This is a genomic window from Streptomyces chiangmaiensis (assembly GCF_036281785.1).
GTDB lineage: Bacteria > Actinomycetota > Actinomycetes > Streptomycetales > Streptomycetaceae > Streptomyces > Streptomyces chiangmaiensis.
In genome coordinates, this window is record NZ_JAYWVC010000078.1 from 14,297 (window position 1) to 33,131 (window position 18,835).

At 71.3% G+C, this 18,835-nt stretch carries 22 protein-coding genes; 5 read left to right on the plus strand and 17 right to left on the minus strand.

The window, feature by feature from the left end:
- Positions 1-3: 3 nt before the first annotated feature.
- From mug to VXC91_RS22160, 3 genes are all read right to left on the minus strand, one after another.
- On the minus strand, positions 4-549 hold the full coding sequence (mug, locus tag VXC91_RS22150) for a G/U mismatch-specific DNA glycosylase (RefSeq protein ID WP_329509050.1): 546 nt from the start codon (positions 547-549) through the stop codon (positions 4-6).
- Positions 546-1,988 carry an adenylosuccinate lyase gene (gene purB, locus VXC91_RS22155; protein WP_329509051.1) on the minus strand — a complete coding sequence of 481 codons (1,443 nt, stop codon included), beginning with the start codon at positions 1,986-1,988 and terminating at the stop codon, positions 546-548. The genes mug and purB overlap by 4 nt, the downstream gene beginning before the upstream one ends.
- A gap of 126 nt (positions 1,989-2,114) precedes the next feature.
- Entirely contained in the window at positions 2,115-2,474 is a 360-nt protein-coding gene (locus VXC91_RS22160; protein WP_329509052.1) for a DUF4326 domain-containing protein, read from the minus strand.
- A 194-nt stretch (positions 2,475-2,668) separates the two neighbouring features.
- Here VXC91_RS22160 and VXC91_RS22165 point away from each other — a divergent pair, with 194 nt between their 5' ends.
- On the plus strand, positions 2,669-2,836 hold the full coding sequence (locus VXC91_RS22165; RefSeq protein WP_329509053.1) for a hypothetical protein: 168 nt from the start codon (positions 2,669-2,671) through the stop codon (positions 2,834-2,836).
- On the opposite strand, the gene VXC91_RS22170 is transcribed toward VXC91_RS22165, so the two are convergent.
- The 14 genes from VXC91_RS22170 to VXC91_RS22235 form a co-directional block, all read right to left on the minus strand.
- Positions 2,808-3,497 (minus strand): 4'-phosphopantetheinyl transferase family protein, encoded by a 690-nt coding sequence (locus VXC91_RS22170; RefSeq protein WP_329509054.1) that lies wholly within the window; start codon positions 3,495-3,497, stop codon positions 2,808-2,810. The genes VXC91_RS22165 and VXC91_RS22170 overlap by 29 nt on opposite strands.
- A gap of 26 nt (positions 3,498-3,523) precedes the next feature.
- A complete protein-coding gene (locus tag VXC91_RS22175; RefSeq protein WP_329509055.1) occupies positions 3,524-4,081 on the minus strand; it encodes a hypothetical protein in 558 nt (185 codons plus the stop codon).
- On the minus strand, positions 4,074-5,234 hold the full coding sequence (locus tag VXC91_RS22180) for an acyl-CoA dehydrogenase family protein (RefSeq protein ID WP_329509056.1): 1,161 nt from the start codon (positions 5,232-5,234) through the stop codon (positions 4,074-4,076). The genes VXC91_RS22175 and VXC91_RS22180 overlap by 8 nt, the downstream gene beginning before the upstream one ends.
- Positions 5,231-5,884 carry a hypothetical protein gene (locus tag VXC91_RS22185; protein WP_329509057.1) on the minus strand — a complete coding sequence of 218 codons (654 nt, stop codon included), beginning with the start codon at positions 5,882-5,884 and terminating at the stop codon, positions 5,231-5,233. The genes VXC91_RS22180 and VXC91_RS22185 overlap by 4 nt, the downstream gene beginning before the upstream one ends.
- Entirely contained in the window at positions 5,881-6,783 is a 903-nt protein-coding gene (locus VXC91_RS22190; RefSeq protein WP_329509058.1) for a beta-ketoacyl-[acyl-carrier-protein] synthase family protein, read from the minus strand. Before VXC91_RS22190 ends, VXC91_RS22185 begins: the two co-directional genes overlap by 4 nt.
- A gap of 6 nt (positions 6,784-6,789) precedes the next feature.
- Complete coding sequence (locus tag VXC91_RS22195) at positions 6,790-7,098, minus strand: acyl carrier protein (RefSeq protein ID WP_329509059.1); 309 nt, start codon at positions 7,096-7,098, stop codon at positions 6,790-6,792.
- Positions 7,099-7,141: 43 nt separating this feature from the next.
- Positions 7,142-8,437 carry a type III PLP-dependent enzyme gene (locus VXC91_RS22200; RefSeq protein ID WP_329509060.1) on the minus strand — a complete coding sequence of 432 codons (1,296 nt, stop codon included), beginning with the start codon at positions 8,435-8,437 and terminating at the stop codon, positions 7,142-7,144.
- Positions 8,434-9,840: a preATP grasp domain-containing protein gene (locus VXC91_RS22205; protein ID WP_329509061.1), complete on the minus strand. Its 1,407-nt coding sequence runs from the start codon at positions 9,838-9,840 to the stop codon at positions 8,434-8,436. The genes VXC91_RS22200 and VXC91_RS22205 overlap by 4 nt, the downstream gene beginning before the upstream one ends.
- 7 nt (positions 9,841-9,847) lie before the next feature.
- Positions 9,848-10,777, minus strand: coding sequence for a 3-oxoacyl-[acyl-carrier-protein] synthase III C-terminal domain-containing protein (locus tag VXC91_RS22210; RefSeq protein ID WP_329509062.1), 930 nt, complete (start codon positions 10,775-10,777; stop codon positions 9,848-9,850).
- The gene (locus VXC91_RS22215; RefSeq protein WP_329509063.1) at positions 10,774-11,070 is read right to left on the minus strand and encodes an acyl carrier protein; all 297 of its coding nucleotides are present in this window, start codon (positions 11,068-11,070) and stop codon (positions 10,774-10,776) included. The genes VXC91_RS22210 and VXC91_RS22215 overlap by 4 nt, the downstream gene beginning before the upstream one ends.
- Positions 11,071-11,101: 31 nt before the next feature.
- Positions 11,102-12,880 carry an acyl-CoA dehydrogenase gene (locus VXC91_RS22220; protein WP_329509064.1) on the minus strand — a complete coding sequence of 593 codons (1,779 nt, stop codon included), beginning with the start codon at positions 12,878-12,880 and terminating at the stop codon, positions 11,102-11,104.
- Entirely contained in the window at positions 12,877-14,592 is a 1,716-nt protein-coding gene (locus VXC91_RS22225) for an acyl-CoA dehydrogenase family protein (RefSeq protein WP_329509065.1), read from the minus strand. Before VXC91_RS22225 ends, VXC91_RS22220 begins: the two co-directional genes overlap by 4 nt.
- A complete protein-coding gene (locus VXC91_RS22230; RefSeq protein ID WP_329509066.1) occupies positions 14,589-16,361 on the minus strand; it encodes a fatty acyl-AMP ligase in 1,773 nt (590 codons plus the stop codon). Before VXC91_RS22230 ends, VXC91_RS22225 begins: the two co-directional genes overlap by 4 nt.
- A 280-nt stretch (positions 16,362-16,641) precedes the next feature.
- Complete coding sequence (locus VXC91_RS22235; RefSeq protein ID WP_329509067.1) at positions 16,642-16,800, minus strand: hypothetical protein; 159 nt, start codon at positions 16,798-16,800, stop codon at positions 16,642-16,644.
- Positions 16,801-17,061: 261 nt separating this feature from the next.
- On the opposite strand from VXC91_RS22235, the gene VXC91_RS22240 reads away from it, so the two are divergent.
- From VXC91_RS22240 to VXC91_RS22255, 4 genes are all read left to right on the plus strand, one after another.
- Entirely contained in the window at positions 17,062-17,202 is a 141-nt protein-coding gene (locus VXC91_RS22240; RefSeq protein WP_329509068.1) for a hypothetical protein, read from the plus strand.
- 84 nt (positions 17,203-17,286) lie between these two features.
- Entirely contained in the window at positions 17,287-17,628 is a 342-nt protein-coding gene (locus tag VXC91_RS22245) for an ArsR/SmtB family transcription factor (protein WP_328876048.1), read from the plus strand.
- Between the two features lie 3 nt (positions 17,629-17,631).
- Positions 17,632-18,138, plus strand: a complete 507-nt coding sequence (locus VXC91_RS22250; RefSeq protein WP_329509069.1) for an SRPBCC family protein — start codon at positions 17,632-17,634, stop codon at positions 18,136-18,138.
- Complete coding sequence (locus tag VXC91_RS22255; RefSeq protein WP_329509070.1) at positions 18,138-18,758, plus strand: dihydrofolate reductase family protein; 621 nt, start codon at positions 18,138-18,140, stop codon at positions 18,756-18,758. Before VXC91_RS22250 ends, VXC91_RS22255 begins: the two co-directional genes overlap by 1 nt.
- Positions 18,759-18,835 lie beyond the last annotated feature (77 nt).

Genomic DNA, 18,835 nt, shown 5'->3' on the forward strand with positions numbered 1-18,835 from the left:
CCGCTAGCTCTGCGTGGCCTCGCGCAGCCGCCCGCACTCCTGCGCCATCGTCGCGGCCGTCCAGTGGGCGTTCAGACCACTCGGGTTGGGCAGGACCCATATCCGGCTGGACCCGATCGTGCGCTCCTGGGGGCCGACGACGGCCTTGCGGTCGCCGAAGGCGGCCCGGTACGCGGTCACCCCGACGACCGCAAGCCACCGGGGCCGCAGCCGCTCGACCTTCGCGTCGAGGATCCGCCCGCCCTCCCGGAACTCCTCGGCGCTCAGCTCGTCCGCCCGTGCGGTCGCCCGTGCCACCACATTGGTGATACCGAGCCCGTACGTCAGCAACTCGGCCTGCTCCGAGGGCTTGAACAGCCGCGGGGTGAAGCCCGACAGGTGCAGCACGGGCCAGAAGCGGTTGCCGGGGCGGGCGAAGTGATGGCCCGTCGCCGCTGTCATGAGACCCGGATTGATGCCGCAGAAAAGGACCTTGAGGCCGTCCGCGACCACGTCGGGTATCAGGCGGTCGCGGGCGGCCTCCAGCTCCGCCGGGGAGAACCGGGTCACAGAATTGCCCCTGGGGTGTAGCCGGCGGCCTCCGGGTGCTGCTTCACGATCTCCTCGACGCGGCCGACGACCGCGCCGACCTGGTCGGCCGCGGCGCCGGTGAAGGACAGCTTGTCCGCCATCAGCGCGTCCAGCCGCTCGCGGTCCAGCGGGATGCGCTCATCGGCGGCCAGTTTGTCCAGCAGCTCGTTGCGTTCGGCACCCTGCTCACGCATCGCGAGGGCGCAGGCGACGGCGTTCTCCTTGATGGCCTCGTGGGCGACCTCACGGCCGACGCCGGCGCGCACCGAGGCCATCAGCACCTTGGTGGTGGCGAGGAACGGCAGATAGCGGTCCAGCTCACGCGCGACGACCGCCGGGAAGGCGCCGAACTCGGCGAGCACCGTCAGGAACGTCTCGAGCAGCCCGTCCAGCGCGAAGAACGCGTCGGGCAGCGCGACCCGGCGTACCACCGAGCAGGAGACGTCGCCCTCGTTCCACTGGTCGCCCGCCAGCTCACCGGTCATCGAGGCGTAGCCGCGCAGGACGACCATCAGGCCGTTGACGCGTTCGCAGGAGCGGGTGTTCATCTTGTGCGGCATCGCGGAGGAGCCGACCTGACCCGGCTTGAAGCCCTCGGTCACCAGCTCGTGTCCGGCCATCAGCCGGATCGTCTTCGCCAGCGACGACGGAGCCGCCGCCAGCTGGACCAGCGCGGTGACGACCTCATAGTCGAGCGAGCGCGGGTAGACCTGGCCGACCGAGGTGAAGGCCTGTGAGAAGCCCAGGTGCCGGGCGATCCGGCGCTCCAGTTCGGCGAGCTTGGCAGCGTCGCCGCCGAGCAGGTCGAGCATGTCCTGCGCGGTGCCGACGGGACCCTTGATGCCGCGCAGCGGGTAGCGGCCGAGCAGCTCCTCGACCCTGCCGAAGGCGACCAGCAGCTCGTCGGCGGCGGTGGCGAAACGCTTGCCGAGGGTGGTGGCCTGCGCGGCGACGTTGTGGGAGCGACCGGCCATGACCAGCTCGCCGTACTCGCCCGCGAGCTTGCCGAGGCGGGCCAGCACGGCCACCGTGCGATCGCGCATCAGCTCCAGCGAGAGCCTGATCTGCAGCTGCTCGACGTTCTCCGTCAGATCACGGGAGGTCATGCCCTTGTGCACGTGCTCGTGCCCCGCCAGGGCGTTGAACTCCTCGATCCGCGCCTTCACGTCGTGCCGTGTGACCCTCTCGCGCTCGGCGATCGAGGCCAGGTCCACCTGGCCGAGGACGCGCTCGTAGTCGGCGATCGCCTCGTCGGGCACCTCGATCCCCAGGTCCTTCTGGGCGCGCAGCACGGCGAGCCAGAGCTGCCGCTCCAGCCTCACCTTGTGCTCGGGGGACCAGAGCGTGGCAAGTTCGGCGGAGGCGTAGCGTCCGGCGAGGACGTTCGGGATTCGGGGCTTTGCGGGCGCAGCAGTCACGTAGACGGATTCTACTGGCGATTCGTGCAGGCCAGCGCCATGCCCCGATTCGGTGGAAGCTACGAGACCCCGGTCACGGAAGGCGGCGCTTCAGCCCCGGGAGACGCGGCACAGGTGGTCCGGGAGCTACGACCGGCGCGCCCCACGCCCGGAGCCATCGGCGATCTCCGCCAGGATGTCGCCGTGGCACAGCTCGGGTGCGCACCAGCAGGCGAGCGTCCTGCCGCGCAGCGCGGGCACCAGGTCCCGCAGGTCCGGGCGGGCATGCAGGTACTCCCGGTACTTCTCCATCACCTCGGCCCGTGTGCCGTCGTGTTTCTTCTTCGGCGTGTCGACCTGGAACGGGTTGCGCAGTGGGTGCTCGGGGAGGTTCCAGCCGCCTCTGGTCATGCGGCGGCCGATGTAGACGAGGTCCTCGCGGCCGTGTTCCAGTCCGGGGCCGAGGTCCTGGAGGCGGCCCTTGAGGTTGATCACCTTCGTGGTCACGCGCGACTCCCTCCGGAGTGTTCCGTCCCTACGCGGCAGGCTCCTCGTACGGCAGCAGTTCCGGGCGCTTGGCCGGGCGGCCGTCGCCGGAGAAGCGGCCGGTGTGACACCCGCCCAGGTTCCCTGTACGTACGGTAGAGGGCGCGTACGGCAAGGGGGCGGCGCAATCCGAGCGCCAAGGAGTACCGCCCTCGATGGCCGTCAAGCTTCTCATAGACCTCTACCTGCGCAAGAGCAAGAACTTGCGGGAGGACGACCACCGCCGAGAGCAGTCCACCGACACGCAGGAGGCCTCCGGGCGTCGCTGGGCCGACCGCAACGGCTGCACCGCACTTACGCGCTCCCCAGATGGGCATGCCTGACCGAGATCCTGGGCGCCGTCGACCCAGCGACGGCCAGCGCCGCCAGATAGCCGTCCGGCACCGGCAGATCGCGCACCGACCAGGCGCCCCGGATCTGCCCGGACGGATCGCGGACGACGCCGGCGTCGGTGAACACCGTCAGGCCGAGGCCCTGGGCGAGGCGCGCGCCGGCGGCCTTGACCACGGCCTCCTTGCGGGTCCACAGCCGCAGGAAACGTTCGGCGCGTTCCGTGGGCCCGGCGGCCGCAGCCACGAAACGGGCGTCGGACGCGGGGAAGAAGCGCTCGGCGAACGGCTCGACCGGCAGACCCGGCCGCAGCCGATCCACATCGACCCCGACCTCGTCGTGCCGGGTCACCGCCACCAGACCGAGCTCACCGGAATGGGAAAGGTTGAACCGCAGATCGGAGCCGTCCGCGAGCCGTGGTTTGCCATGACGTCCCCGCTGTAGGCGCAGTTCCTCGGGAGGAACATCGAGACAGCCGGCCAGAATCAGCCGCAATGCTCCATGCGCGATGATGAAACGCCTGCGGTCGGCCTCGAAACGACAGCGGCCGCCGCGCTCGGCCTCACGCGCCGACAGAATCCGGGACAGCGTCGCCACCGTGGCCGGCGGCCCGTCCAGCGGCACCGTCCAGACGTCCACCCTGGGCTCGTCCATGTCAGAGCCGTCTGTCCCGGTCCCTCTCATATGCGCGCAGCCCGGCCCACGCGGCCGACGAACCTGACCGCGGCCGCGATCCCCACCACCCCGGCGACGTCGCAAGCCGCGATCGTCCGGTAGAGGGCGTCGGGGGCGTGGTACGCACGGGCCGGCAGCCCGCCGATCCTGCTGATCCCGGTCGAGTGGACGATGTTGAGGGCGTTGAGCAGTGGCCCGCCGCCGGGCTGCTCGATGGCGGAGAGCGCCACGAGCACCCTCCCGAGCGCCAGGTGGGTGAGCCCGACCACGGCCAGGTGGCGGGCGGGCTCGTCGGCGGTCCGCGAGTCGCCCGCCGCCAGCGGTCCGATGAGGCCCCGGCCCAGCCGGCTCGCCACCGCGAGGACGGCGTACGACGCCGCGGCGACCCGCGGGCCGGCGCGCATCGTCGCGGCCATCTCCAGGTGGCGCCCGGCGCCCCGCTGCTGGTTGATGACGATCACCACGCCGCCCGCCGCCATCGGCCCGGCCGGCCGCAGGACCGATCGCCGCGGCTCCCGTCGCGCCGCCCCCGGTCCCGCCGGCACGAGGACGGCGTCAATCACGGCGGAGACTTCCCTGGACCAGGCCGGTGAACAGGTTGAGCTTCTGGATGTTGCCGGTCCCCTCCATGAACTCCACACCACGGGCGTCCCGGGCGAGCTTGTCCAGCAGGGGATGGTCCAGTCGAGCGCCGGGGCCGAAGTAGCTGAGCGCTTCGAGCGTCGCCTCCTCGGCGAGGCGCGACGCGCGTGCCTTCGCCGCCGACGCCAGGGAGCCGGCCGCCGGCTCGTTGTCGTCCACGGCGATCGCCGACCGCCAGATGAGCTGCCGGAGCTCCGTCAAGCGGAGGCCGAGACGGTCGAGCCGGTGACGTTCGGCCGCGCTCAGGGTGCGCCGGTTGTCCAGGACGTACTCGTACGCGGCCCGCGCGATGCCCAGGCCGAACGCGGCGACGCCGGGGCGGAGGCGGTTCAGCCCCTGCACCGCGCTCCACATGCCCCGCTGGGTGGCCCGCAGATGCCTGCCGAGCACCTGGCCGACAGACACGCGCACGTCGTCGAGGGAGACTGCGGTGATGCGCAGGCCGCGCAGCCCGATGGTCTCCAGGGGCTCGGCGGTGAACCCGGCGGCCGAGGTCTCGGTGAGGACCGCGGTCACACCGAGCGGCCCTGGACGGGTGCGGGCGAAGACGATGCCCAGGTCGGCGCGGGCCGCGTTGCCGATGTAGCGCTTGGCCCCCCGGAGCACGAAGTGGTGGTCGCCGTCCGGGGTGAGTGTGGTGTTCATCGCCCCCGCGTCCGAGCCGCGGTCCGGCTCGGTCAGCGCGAAGAAGGTCCACGTGGGCTTCTCGATGATCCGGCTGTAGAACCACTTCTTCTGCTGCTCGTCGCCCAGGGCATCGATCAGCACGCCCGACATCATCGGCCCCGGCGACGCCAGCAGCATGCCGGCGTCGCCGACCGCCACCTCCTCGGCGAAGACGATCCGCTCCAGGGTCCCCATGCCGTAGAAGCGATGCCCGTCGATGACCACCGGGTCGGGATTGAACTCGGGCGGCACCCCCATCCTTGCCAGGTACGGCACGATCGCCACGTCCAGATGGCGGTGGATCGCGTCAGGGTCCTGGTCGAGTTCCAGGGCGAGGGGCTTGAGCTCCTGCGCCCACGCGCGGGCCTGGCGCTGGATCGCCAGTGTCCTGTCGTCCAGCTCGATCATCCCGCTCCTCCGTGCTCCCCGGCGCGGGCCGGGCCGAAGTAGACGTCGGCGATCAGCTCGGACACCCGGGCGACCTGGCCCGGCCCGTCCGCCAGGAAGCTCACGGCGCCGAGCAGCCGCAGCAGCATCCGGTCGGTCTCGGTGATCTGGGCGTTCAGGCCGGCCAGGACGCCGTCGTCGAGGTCGCCCGGCGCGGCGCCGGCCAGCATGGTCGCGATCTCCAACTGCTCGATCACCGCCTCCGCGACGCCGCCCTTGACCATCTGCTGGTGGAGCAGCTTCGCGTCGCCGACGGTACGGCCGCCGAGATGGGCGAGCACGGAGTCGAGCAGCCGCTCCGAGAGGCCGAAGCGCAGGCAGGTCACGCCCAGCGCCCATGCCGCCCAAGGAGTCTCGGACACGCTCGGGGGTTCGGCTCGGCTCCGCAACGCGATGATGTTGCCGTCCTCCACCCTCATGGCCGTCACGACCTCCCCGGCGTCGGCACCGGCGACACCGGCGAGCGCCACCACGTGCCCGCCCGGGCCGCGGGGCGGCGCGCCGTCGCAGACGGTCTCGCACAGCAGGGCCAGCGCCGGAACGAGGCCGTCGTGGCGGGCGGTCCGCCGGTACCGGATCCATTCGTCGGTAGCGGCCGTACGGCCGGTCATGTCCCCTCCTCAAGATCCAATGTGCTCATGCACAGGTAACGCAGCGTGCTCTCGTATTCGGCGACGACCAGGCGACGGGGCCCGTCTCCCGCGAACTCGGGGAGCACGTCGGCCAGAGCCGACCAAGGGCCGGTGCACGGAAGGCCTGGCGGCGCGGGACGCACGTCGAATCCTGGCCCGAACCCTTCGGCGTCGAGGCCCTGGCCGGTGATGAGCGTGATGGGCCGTCCGGCACCGCCGCCGTCCGGCTCGTTCAGCACCGCGTCGAGCGTCGCGCGGACCTCGTCCGGCGCGACGCCGGCGAGTTGCCGCGTCACCGGTTCGCCCGCGCGGCCTTCAGGACCGAAGAGCAGCGCCACCGCGCAGTCCTGCCGCGGCACGTCACGCGCCCCCGCGGTGTCGTACAGGAAGGTCCGCTGATCGAGCAGGACGACCAGGGCGTGCCGGAAGGCGTCGGCGGCGGCGTACTCCGAGACCAGACGCAGGGCCGTGAACCCGGCGGCGGTCCCCTGGTCCGAGAGGTTGAAGGCCAGCGGGTCGCCGGGCAGCACATCGGCCAGATAGCAGGACGGGGAGCGGCGCGGATCGGCGTCCGGGACTGTGTGGGCCACGAGCACCAGATCCTGGGGCTCCTCCAACGGGGGCAGGTCGGCGAGCAGTTCATGGGTCATCTCGATGAAGGTGTTGCGCTCGCCCCGCTCCAGAAGCTCCGGGCGGAACTCCACCGAGTACGGGCGCACGAGGTCGGCCTGCATCCGGCACAGGCTCGGCTCCACGGGATCGGGCAGGAAGGGCTTGCCACCGGAGAAGGTCCGGCTGACCAGCCGCGACAGACGCAGCGGCACCCGGCGGTCAGACGCCGGTGCGCCGACCGAGCCGGGAGACGTGGTGAGATACATCGGCGGTCAGACCCCGGCCTGCTCGTCGGCCTGCTCGTCGGCCTGTTCCTGGACGAATACGGCCAGCGCCCCCACGGTCTCGAGGTGGTGCTGCTCAAGAAGGTCGGTTTCGAACTCCATCCCGAGCTCCTCCTCGATCGTCATCAGCAGCTCGAGCACGGTTGTGGAGTCCAGTCCCAGCTCGTCGAACAACCGGCTGTTCTCACCGATGGTGGCAGCGTCGACCTGCATGGACTTGGCGAGCGAGTCGGCGATCGTGGCGACGGCCCGGCCGTACAGGTCGGCGGTGCCGGCGTCCGGTGTGGTGTGCTCCATCGTTCACCTCTCGTGTGTCGTGTTTTCCTGGGGGCAGTGGGGGTCAGTGGGAGACGTCGGCCGCGTCGTGCGCGGTCGGGTCGTAGAGTCGTTGCCGCAGCAGGAGGTCGTCGGGACTGTCCCGTTCCCGGATCAGATGGCACCGCCCCTCGTGAACCAGCACCTCGGCCGGGTAGCCATGGCTGAGAAACAGCCCCGGCGAGGCGGTCGGGCCGTAGGCCCCGGAACGGTGCACGCCGATCAGGTCGCCGGGCCGCACTGGCGGCAGCGGGACCTTCTTGCCGATCGTGTCGTTGGGGGTGCAGAGCGGCCCGGTGACGTTCCACTCGTCGGTCGGCGGCTCGTCGAGCCGGTTGAGCACCGTCATCGGGAAGTTGCGCTTGACGAACGAGCCGATGCCCACGGCCGCCATATGGTGGTGGGTGCCGCCGTCGGCGATCGCGAAACGCTCCCCCATCGAGGTCTTGGTGTAGCGGACGCCCATCACGTAGGTGCCGGCCTCGGCGGTGAGGTAGCGGCCCAGCTCCATGATCAACCTGGTGCCGGGGTGCCGGGCCGTGAAGTCCTCGATGACGGGGTTGAGCCCGTCGGTCAGCACCTTGACGTCCAGGTCGGTCTCGCCGTCGAAATAGGCGACGCCCAGACCGCCGCCCACGTCGACCATCCGCAACTCGAGGTTCAACGCGGCCGACAGCCGCTCGGCCAGATCGAGGATGCGGGTGGTGTTCTCGATGATGACGTTCTCATGGAGAATCCGGGTGCCCATGTACACCTGCACCCCCATCAGGTCGACGTCGGGGAACCGATTCACCAGGTCGGTCTGGGCGAACAACTCCTCCTCGTCGATGCCGAACTGGCGCGGCTTGCCGCCCATCGCCAGCCCGGAGCGCTTGACCGCGAAGCGCGGGTTGACGCGCAGTGCGACCGGCGCCCGCACGCCCCGGTCCCGGGCCAGCTCGTCCACCAGGGCCACCTCGGGAAGGGACTCGCAGACGACGGCGTAGATCCCGGTGTCCAGGCAGGCGGACAGCTCCTGCAGGCTCTTGCCCGGGCCGAGGAAGATCACCTGTTCCGGTGGCACGCCGGCCCGGCGTGCGGTCGTCAGTTCCACCAGTGACGAGACCTCGGCCCGCGCGCCGAACGAATGCAGCAGCGCGCAGATCGAGATGTTCGGGTTGGCCTTGAGCGAGTAGAAGATCTCCATGGCCGGGTGCAGCCGGTCGCGCAGCCCGTGGAACCGGTCCTGCAGTGTGGCCCCGTCATAGACGAAATATGGGGTGCCGTACCGCCGGGCCAGCTCGGACACCCGTAGGCCCTGCACCTGGAACTCACGTGTCATCCTCGTTCCCCTCGCCTGGTGCTCTCCGCGACGGCGGCCAGCCTGCGGCCGACCTCGTCGTCCAGTGCCGCCATCCGATCCGCCGAGTCGGCGACGACGACCCCGTGGAGACGCCCGTGGAAATCCGCCCCCGGGGCCTGCGCTCCGGGCGACGCGGCCGCGTTGACGGTGGCGTGGTTGTTGATCAGCAGCCCAGTGCCCCGGGCGGGGTCGAACAGCAGGTCCGCCATGGCGCGGCGGAGCGAACCGAACGGCAGCGGCGCGCCGAGCCGTACGGGGTACCTGCGAACCAGCGCCGTGCTCCCGGACCCGATGAATGCCTCCTGGATCGATGCCTGGTACGTGGACATGTTGAGGCGCGCGTTGATCTCGACGACCGGGTAGAGGGCACCGTCGGGATCGACCATCGCGTCGACGCCGACGACGCCGAAGTAGCCGTCGTCGGCCAGCCGCCCGCCCAGCAGTCGGGAGACCTCCGTCAGCTCGGCCGTCTGCCGCTCGGTGAGCCGCGCCGGGATCCGGTGGCCCAGGTGCACCCCGCCCTCGGTCAGGGCCTCCTTGACGAAGTCGAAGTGCACGCGGCCGTCTCGGCCGACGGTGAACTGGTAGTTGAGGTCGGCGCACTTGGCCACCCACTCCTCCACCACCAGGCCGACCCGGTTGTCCTCGGCCCGCCGCGCCCGGCTGCACATCATGCGATGCAGCCGGTCCAGGCGGCGTTCGTCCGCGACCACCTCGATGCCCTTGCCCGAGACACCGAAGGCGTCCTTGAGGACGACCCGGCGGCCGTCGGCGAGCAGCGCGCGGGCTGCCTCGACCGCCGCGTCGAGCTCGGCCAGGCTCGCGCAGGTCCAGCCGCGGGTCTGCCGGATGCCCAGCTCGGTGGCGAGCCGCCGACTGTAGATCTTGCTGTTGACCGCCTTGCAGATCGCCGCCGAGGGGGCGGCCAGCGGGATCCCGGCCCGTTCGGCCAGCCGCTCCTCCAGCTCGCAGACTCCGTGCGCGGCGACGACGCCACCGCGAGCACCGAGCCTGCCCAGCTCACGCAGTACCGGCCGGTCCTCCAGCGCGTCCTGGGTGACGGTGCTGCCCGGGTCCTGGCGCTCCACCACGAGCATCCCCGGCAGGTCGAAACCGAGTTCCTCCAGATGGCTCAGGTAGTCGGCGTCGGGTTCGCCCTTCAGCACGACATGATCGCCTTTGCCCGCGAGCAGCAGTGCGAACTCGTCCATCCGGTTGACGATGACGTTGCCCGAGCCGAACGTCAGCCTCGGCAGCCCGGGCTCGCCGCGGGCCCACTGGTCCTCGACCTCGAAGTTGCCGAGGAACACCAGCTCCGCGTCGGAGGTCCCGGTCAGGGCAGCCTTCAGGCGATCGGTGAAATTCTCGATCATCTCGCCCATGCCCCTTTCAGTGCTCGAAGACCATCGCCGAGAAGGTCGAGCCGAGACCGACCGTGGCGAGCAGATAGCGGTCTCCCGGGTGCAGCAGACCGAGATCGAGGGCCGTCCGGTAGTTGATGAAGGGATCCGCGCAGAAGCAGTGTCCGGTGATCGGCACGTTGTCCAGGAAAATGCGCTCCAGCGGGAGTCCGAGACGTCTGGCGAGCCGTGCCCACGACAGCCGGTTGACGTTGTGCGGGAAGATCATGGCGAGGTCGCTCAGTTTCAGCCCCGCCTTCCCGACCGCCGCCAGCACGACCTCGGCCAGCGCCTCGGTGTAGATCCGCTGGTATTCGCCGGACAGCTCGTCGGTGAGCGACAGGCACTCGTAGAAACGGCCGTGGGTGCGGGCGGCGTAGCCCAGCATCCGGTCCCGGTCGTCGTGGGTCCCGACGAGCACCGCGGCCGCGGCCTCGCTGTTGGCGGCCGTACCCGGCACCGTCTGTGCGGCCAGGGTGAAGGTCTTCTCGCCGGTGAGGACCAACGCCAGCGCGTCCGGATCACCGTCGCTCGCCAGCAGCTTGCCGACCAGGTCCACCGCCAGCAGCCCTGAGGCGCAGGCGTGGTGGGTCACCGCGAACGCCGTGGCGTGCCCGAGCCCGAGTGCGTCACGCACCTCGTGTACGGGGTTGATCGGATAGGGGACGACCACCGGCATGGTCCGCGCCTGGACCACGTACCGCACCCGCTCCTCTCTGCCGCGCAGTGCGTCGAGCTTGCCTGCGGTGGCCAGCAGCAGATCGGTGAGAGTGCCGGGCTCGCGGCAGACCTCTGCCAGGCCGTAGTAGCGCCGGTACACCTTCATCTCCGCGGCGCTGAGACCCAGTTCGTCGCTCAGCTCGTCGATGGGTATTCGTTGCGACGGCAGGTAGGCCGCCACCTCCTCCAGCGACGTCATCGGATCTCCCCCGACGGGGACGCCTGGGCGAGCGTCTCCTCCAGGTGCCGCGCCAGGGCGTCGATCGTCGGGTGGTCCCAGGCCACGGTCGGCTCCAGGGCCAGCCCGAGGTGGTCCTCGATGTCGCCGCAGAAGACCAGCGCGTAGACCGAGTCGAGACCGTAGGTCGTCAGCGCGGCGGTGGTGTCGATGTCGGCGACGTCGAGTTGCACGTAGTGGGCGACCCGCGCGCGCAGCCAACTCCGCAGATCGGTGTCCGACCCGGCCGACGGGGCCGATTCGGGGCTGTTCATCCCATTCTCCTTGTCATCGATGGCGGCGGCGCTATCCGGGCAGGCGCCGGTTCGACAGGCCGAACCCGCGGCGGTCGCGGCGCCGGGAAAGGACCTCCGCCGACAGCCGTTCGGTGACGTGCCGGGGCCGCTGCCCGGAGTCGCGGCCCACCCGTTCGGCGATCCGGCCCAGCGCCGCGACGGCCCAGCGGGGATCGCTGAGGAAGGCGTCGTGCCGCTCCTGGTTGTGGAGCCAGATGTTCACGCAGGCGATCGCCGCGAGCACCGCGGCGTACCGCGCCGCCAGCCGCAGCGCCTCGGGCCGGGCGGCGACGGTGAGGTCCCCGGGCGGCAGTGCGGCGCATTCGCGTTGGAGGTCGGCCTGCTCGGCCGCGATGACGAGAACCAAGCGGCGCAGCTCGCCGTCCAGTTCGGAGGAGCCGAGGGCCGCCGAGAGCGAGGCGCTGAGGCTGTCACGCCCGCCCGAGCTGACCGACAGCCGTTCGAAGGGCAGCGGCGGCAGGTCCGCGCCGAGGTGGAACACCCCGGCGGGTGGCTGGGCGTCGTCCAGCCACCCCTTGCGGGCCAGCCGGGGGAGCTGCGGCAGCACCGTGCTGAGGCAGGCTACGCGGGCGGTGTGGCCGAAGCCCGCCGGCGCCAGGTCGCGCAGGTGCTTCTGGAATATCCCGTAGCCGCCGTCGCGGATGTAGAACTGAGCGCCCAGCACCCGCGACAGCGCGTACGTGGCGTCCATGAGGAGGGTGGCCACGAAGTACTTGGCGGCCGAGGCGTACAGGCTGGTCTCGCCGGGGAGCAGATGCACCGAGCGCGCGGTCACGGTGCCCAGGCAGTCGCAGATCAGCAGGTCGGTGAAGGCGTCGGCGAGGATCGAGCGGATGTGCGGCATCCCGGCCAGCGACCGGCCGTACAGGACGCGCTCGTCCGCGAACCGGGCGGCGACCTCCAGGCCGGTTTCCAGGATGCCCGCGGTCATCGCCGGCAGCGCGGTGCGGGTGACCTGGAAGGAGCGCAGCGCCGTCTCCATACCGAGCCCGGGCGCCCCCAGCACCGCGTCCGCCGGGATCGGGCAGTCCCGGAACTCCAGCCCGCCGAGCTGGACCCCGCGCATCCCCGCGCTGTGGAAGCGCGGCAGGTGGACCGGCGCGCCTGCGGGCAGGTCCGCCTTCTCCACGAACAGCTGCGAGTGGCTCCGGCTGCCCGGAGCGGCCGACGTGCGCGCGAAGATCACCATGGCCTCGGCGCGCCGGGCATTGGCGATCACTTCCTTGCGCCCGTTGAGCCGTAGCCGTCCGTCGTCGCCCGGCAGCGCCGAGAACTCGGCCCGCGCGAAGTCGTTTCCGTGCGCCAGCTCGTGGTAGCCGGAGACGGCTCGGCCACCCGCCAGCAGCACCTCGGCCATCCTCCGGCGCTGCCGCGCGTCGCCCGCGGCCCAGACGTTGACCGCGGGGACGAGGCTGCCGGCTCCGTATCCGAGGCCCAGGCAGGGGTCGTGCCGGAAGACCACCCGCATCACCTCGATGAGGTGGTCGAGCCGGGCCAGCCGCCCGCCCAGCTCGGGCGGGACGAATTCGGCGTTCAACCGGTAGCCGTCCAGCAGTTGTTCGCCCGCGGCGAGCATCTCGCCCGCCTCGTCGGCCGCCAGCACCGCGGCGTGGCCGGTCGGGTTGCCCGGATCCCAGGGGTCGCCGAACCGGCGTTCAAGGTCGGCGATGGCGGCGGCCGCAGGGCCGTTGATTGAAGCGCCCGCAGGGTCGTCGTCCGGCCGCGCGATGCCCGCGTGGGCGTCGCGCGACCCAGTCTTGTTGATCACGATATGACCACCGAGGTCGGAGGAGCGGCGGGACGACCGGCCGCACGAGCGTCGAAGAGCCGGTCGAAGACCTCGCCGCCGGTCGGCCGTCCCGGCGGGCGCACCGACCGCAGCACGTAGGTGAGGACCGCCTCCAGCCACAGCGGGTCCTCACCGGGCGTGTGGTTGTGCAGCCACACCCTCAGGGCGGCCGCACCCGCGAAGCACTGCTCGTAGCGGCGCGCCAACGCGAAGGCCTCCGGCTGCACGTCCTGGGACGCGGGCGGGCACAGCGCCAGCTCGCGGTGGAGCCGGTCGCAGCTGTGGGTGAGCTCTTCGGCGAGCTCGGCCACGCGTGCGGGCGCCTCTCCTGCGCACGCCCACGCACGCAGTTCACCGCTCGCGGTGTGCAGGCTCTGCGTGAAGCTGCACCCGCCGCGCGCCAGCAGGCTCAGCCGGTCGAGCCGGGCCGGGGGCGGCGGGGCCGACAAGTCGGCGGCACGGCCGACGGCCTCCTCGTCGGCGGTGCCCTCCTGATGCCCGCGGGCCAGCACCGGGAAGTGATTGATCAGGACCTGCTGGTTGACGAAGGTGCTTCCGTCGAAGATGCCGACCACCCGGTGGTCGCGTTCCAGCTTCTGGAACGCGCCGTGCTCGTGGACCTCGGTGAGGAACGCGCGGGCGCCCAGCAACTCGCCGCAGGCGGCGATCAGCTCGTCGACGCGGGTCGGGACGTACGACTTGGCCACCGCGGAGATGACGGTCATCTCCTCCGGCAGGGTGTGCACGCTGCGGGCCGCCAGCACGCTCACGATCTCGGCGGCGTAGAGCGCCGCGTACGCCTCTCCGAGTACGCAGCGTACGTGCGGCAGCTCGATCAGTCGACGGCCGTAGAGCTCGCGTCGCGCGGCGAACTCCTCGGCCAGCCGCACCGCCTGGTCGGCGGCGCCGAGCGACAGGGCCGTGCAGGCGGTCCGGGTGAGCTGCAACGCCTTGAGCACGATCTCCAGCCCGGCGCCCTGCTCGCCGATCAGCGCGTCTGCCGGGAACGGGCAGTCGTCCAGCGCGATCCCGCTGATGTCGGCGCCCCGGATGCCGTGCGTGGGCACCTTGGGCAGCGGCCGCCAGCGGTCCGCCGGGAGCCGCCGTTTGTCGGCCAGCAGCAGGCTGAAGCCGCGCGGCCCGCCCTCCGGCCGGGTGCGCACGAGAAGGCAGAGCAGCGTGCCGCGGGTGGCGTTGTTGATCATCCATTTCTCGCCGTGCACGCGGAAGCCGCCGGGCTCCGGCGTGGCGGTCATCTCGCCGGCGAGCAGGTCACTGCCGTGGCCGCGCTCGGTCAGGCCCCACGACACCGGCGCCCCGGCGATGATGTCGGCGCCGAGCTCGCGCGCCTGCTCCGGTCGGCCCGCCAGCCACATGCAGACGCCGCCGAGGAACGTCTTGCCGTGCCCGATCGCGACCGTCAGGTCGCGGCGCGCCACCGCTCGCAGCGCCGCGACGAGCTCGTCGTAGCGGGTCAGCGCCCCGCCGAACTCGGCCGGCACGTACAGGCGCGGCAGCCCCATCCGGTCGAGCTCCCGGCAGATGTCGGCGGGGAACCGCTCGTCGCGGTCCAGCTCGGCGCTGCGGGCGAAGGAGAGGGATGCTGCGGGGTCGGTGGGATCGCCGAGCGCCCGGTCGAAGCCGTCGAGGTCGACCCGGCCGGTGTCGATCAGCAGGTCGGTCACCTTCACGAGGCATCACCGCCCGCCGCGTCGCCCAGCCGGGCGCGCACGGCCGGCGACAGTTCCGCATGCAGGATCGGAAGCTCGCCGCCGAGAAACCGCCGGCGCAGCAGCCGACGCTGGATCTTGCCGCTGGTGGTCCGCGCCACCGCGCCGGGAGGCACGAGCACGACGTTCTGGGCGGGCACCCCGACATCCCGGGTGAGGCGGTCGCGGACACTCGCGGCGACGCGGGCCAGCTCGTCCGGCGCGCCCGGGTGGACCCGGCACTCGCGGACGACCACGACCTCCTCCTCGGGCACCGGGACCGAGAAGGCCGCCCCGACGCCGTGTTCCAGAGCCGGGTGGGCCTCCCGCGTCGCCGCCTCCAGGTCCTGCGGGTAGAGGTTGCGGCCGCGGACGATGATCAGCTCCTTACTGCGGCCCGTGATGTACAGCTCGCCCTCATGCAGGATCCCCAGATCCCCGGTGCGCAGGAAGCCGCTCTCCCCGTCGGGCGTGACGGCGTCGAAGACGCGCCGGGTCTCCGCGGGCCGTCCCCAGTAGCCCCGGGCGACGTTCGGGCCGCGCACCCAGATCTCGCCGACTCGGCCGTCCGGCAGCGTCCGACCGGCGTCGGCGTCGATGATCCGGACGTCGAGGTGCTCGGCGGGGCCGCTGCTGACGATGCGGTGCACGGGCGCGCCGGGGGTCGGGGGCAGCAGCTCGCCGCGCTCGAACGCGGCGGCGTCCACCTCGGTGATCACGGCGCGGCGGGCAGGCCGGTCGCCGGAGACGACCAGGGTCGTCTCGGCCATGCCGTAGCCGGGAAGCATCGCCTCGGGTCGCAGCCCGGCGGCGGCGAATCGCCGGGTGAATGCCTCGACGGTGGCGGCCTGGACTGGCTCGGCGCCGTTCACTGCGCACCGCCAGCGTGAGAGGTCCAGCCGGGCCAGCTCATCGCCGGTGATCCGCTGGAGGCACAGATCGTAGGCGAAATTCGGAGCGGGAGAGAAGTCGATGCCGTGCCGGTCGATCAGCGTCAACCACGTGTGCGGGCGCTTGAGGAAGGCCGTCGGCGGCATCAGCACGCTGCGACCGCCCAGGATGAGCGGCGTGAGCAGCAGCCCGATCAGCCCGAAGTCGTGGTACAGCGGCAGCCAGCCGCCCACCGGGCGGTCGGCACTCATGCCGGCGATCACCGCGAGGATCTCGGCGTTGGCCAGCAGGTTGGCATGGTCGACCATGACGCCCTTGGGGTCGTCGGTGGACCCTGAGGTGTATTGGAGGAAGGCCAGCGCGTGCGGGTCGGCCGGAGGCGGTCGCCACCGGCTCGCCGCGGGCAGCTCGTCTTCGGCGGAGTGGGGTGCGAGCACGGTCACGCCCCGGAGGTCCTGCTCCTTGGCCCAGGACGCGAGCGCTTCCAGGTCCGTGCCGTCGGCCAGGGCACCGGCCGCTCCCGCGTCCCGGGCGATCGCGGCGAGCCGGTCGGCCTGCCGCCGCTGACGGCCGTCGGGCGGCGGCGCGGGCACCGGGACCATACCCGCGTACATGCAACCCAGGAGGGACCGCGCGAACCCCGGCCCAGAGGGATGCAGTACCAGCAGGCGGTCGCCGACGGCGAACCGGTCCTGCAACAGCGCGGCGACCCGGCGGGCGGCCCAGTCGAGTTCCCCGTATGTCATGGTCTCGTCGGCCTCGGCGCGGAGCGGATCCACGCTGAAGATCAGGGCGGTCCTGTCACTGTGTTCGGCCGCCCTCGCACACATGAGTTCGACGAAGCTCTTGTACTCGTGCATGCAGTGTCAGCCTCCATGGGCGGAACGATCTCCATCGGCGAGACGGTTGGTAACTGAGCGTCACCCCGGAGCGATGCGGTCCGTAAGCCACCAGGTGCGCACCATGGTCTGCACCAACGCCCATCTGAACGGGCACGGACGTATCGACGCCCTCCACACTGAACTGCGAGAACGATCCTGGTGGCGGAGGGGGCGAACGGGGCGGGCCATGGCCCTACCCTAAAGGGCACTCCGGCGTCGCCGGACGAGTAATTACCAAGACTTGTGGGTGAGTTGAGGCTCAGGCCACTTCGGGTCGTTCGATGAGACGGCCGTTTTCGAAGCCGTGCGGCACGGCCTTCGCTCGCAGCCCGTCCAGCCGCGCCGCACCCCGGCTCGCGCCGTATTCCACACCGGTCGGCGAGATCATCTTGGTGTCGAGTACTGCGCTGGTTTCCATGGCTCTTGCCCTGGTTGCCGGTGTGTTCCTGGGCGACGGTGCGGCCCGACAGGGCGGCGGAGCATGGCTGACACCGCTGTGGGTCGTGCCGTTGGGTTCTCTTCGAGAGCCTGCCGATCGGCGCCCAGTTCCGGCCAGTCATCGCGGACACCAGCGGCGAGGACCTAGAACTGTTTTGAGCGGGCGCCGGGAGACCTGACACCCCACCGTCACCTCGCAGGTGCCGGCCCCCGACACGGTCACCCCGCACGCCCCAGCGAAATGCGCAGCAGAGTCGAGCGGGACGTCATCGTCGAACGCTGGCGGGCCATCACCGGGGCGCACCTCGTGGCCCTGGTCCGCTCCGGCGCCCGGTTCGAAAACGGCGTCTTGATCGAGCGGAAGGAGGTCACTGCGGCCTGATCAAGCATGCAATCGTCATCCGACAAGACTCGCCCGGTTCCCAACCGGCTTTACGTATTCCGATATAGGAATATGATGGCTCCCATGGCACGAGCAGCGACGACGTCGGACGCGTTCAACGCGATCGCCGAGCCGCAGCGCCGGGACATCCTGGCGCTGCTGCGGGCGGGTGAGCGGCCGGTGACCGACCTGGCCCAGGAGCTGGGGATGAGCCAGCCGCGGGCGTCCAAGCACCTGCGGGTGCTCCGGGAGGTGGGGCTGGTGCGGGTCCGCGGGGTGGGCAAGCAGCGCCTCTACGGCCTGGACGCCCGCGGGCTGCGGCCGGTCCACGAGTGGGTCGGCGGATTCGAGCGGTTCTGGAACGAGAGTTTCGACCGGCTGGACACCTACGTGCAGGACCTCAAGCAGACACGGCAGGAGGAATGACCGATGGCAGGGGCAAGGCAAGAAACGCGGGCGGAGCCGGCGACGGCCGACCGGGAGATCGTGATCTCCCGAGTCATCGACGCCCCGCGGGAGCTGGTGTTCGAGGCGTTCACCGAGGTCCGGCACCTGTCGCGGTGGTGGGGTCCGGAGGGGTTCACCACCACCACGCGGTCCTTCGAGTTCCGCGAGGGCGGGGAGTGGGACTTCGTGCTGCACGGGCCGGACGGGACCGACTACTCCGAGTGGATCCGCTGGCTGCGGATCGCCCCGCCGGAGCGGATCGCGCTGCTGCACGGTGAGTCCCGCGACGACCCGAACGCCTTCGAGTCGGTCCTGACCTTCGCGCCGGACGGCGCGGCGACCCGGATCGTGATGCGCACGGTGTTCCCCACCAGGGAACTGCGCGACGAGGCGGTCGAGAGGTACCACGCGATCGAGGGCGGCCAGCAGACCCTGAGCAGCCTGGCGGCCTACGTCACCGACCTCGTGCGGAAGGGGGCGGAGGGCTGATGGCCGGGAAGGTGTTCTTCAGCGTGACGATGTCGCTGGACGGCTTCATCGCGCCCGAGTCCCTCGGGGACTTGATGGGGCAGCAGTGGATGGAACTGCAGCAGTGGATCTTCCCGCAGCGGTTCTTCCGGGAGAACCTGAAGCTGGGCGAGGGCGGCGAGGAGGGGCGCGACAACGACATCGTGCGGGAGACGTTCGAGCGCACCGGCGCGAGCGTCATGGGCAAGCGCATGTTCGACGCCGGCGAGCAGATGTGGCCGGAGGAGGCGCCCTTCCACACCCCGGTCTTCGTCGTGACGCACACCAAGCGTGACCCCTGGGAGCGGCCGGGCGGGACCACGTTCCACTTCGTCAACGACGGCATCGAGACCGCCCTCGACCAGGCCCGCGAGGCCGCCGGCGACCGCGACGTCCGCATCGCGGGCGGCGGCGCGACGATCCTGGAGCACCTGAACGCCGGCCTGATCGACGAGTTCTCGATCGCGCTGTCGCCCGTGCTGTTCGGCTCCGGAATCCGCCTGTTCGATGGCGTGGACGCATCCAGGGTCGCGCTGGAGCCGGTCCGTTCGGAGCCGTCGTCGCGGGTGACGCACCTGACCTACGCCGTGCACCCACGGTAGCCGCGCCACCACTCCAACCTAGTGCTGTGGCCGGAAAGGTTTGCCGGAAAGCTCGCGGCGAGGTGCCGTGCCGGGCG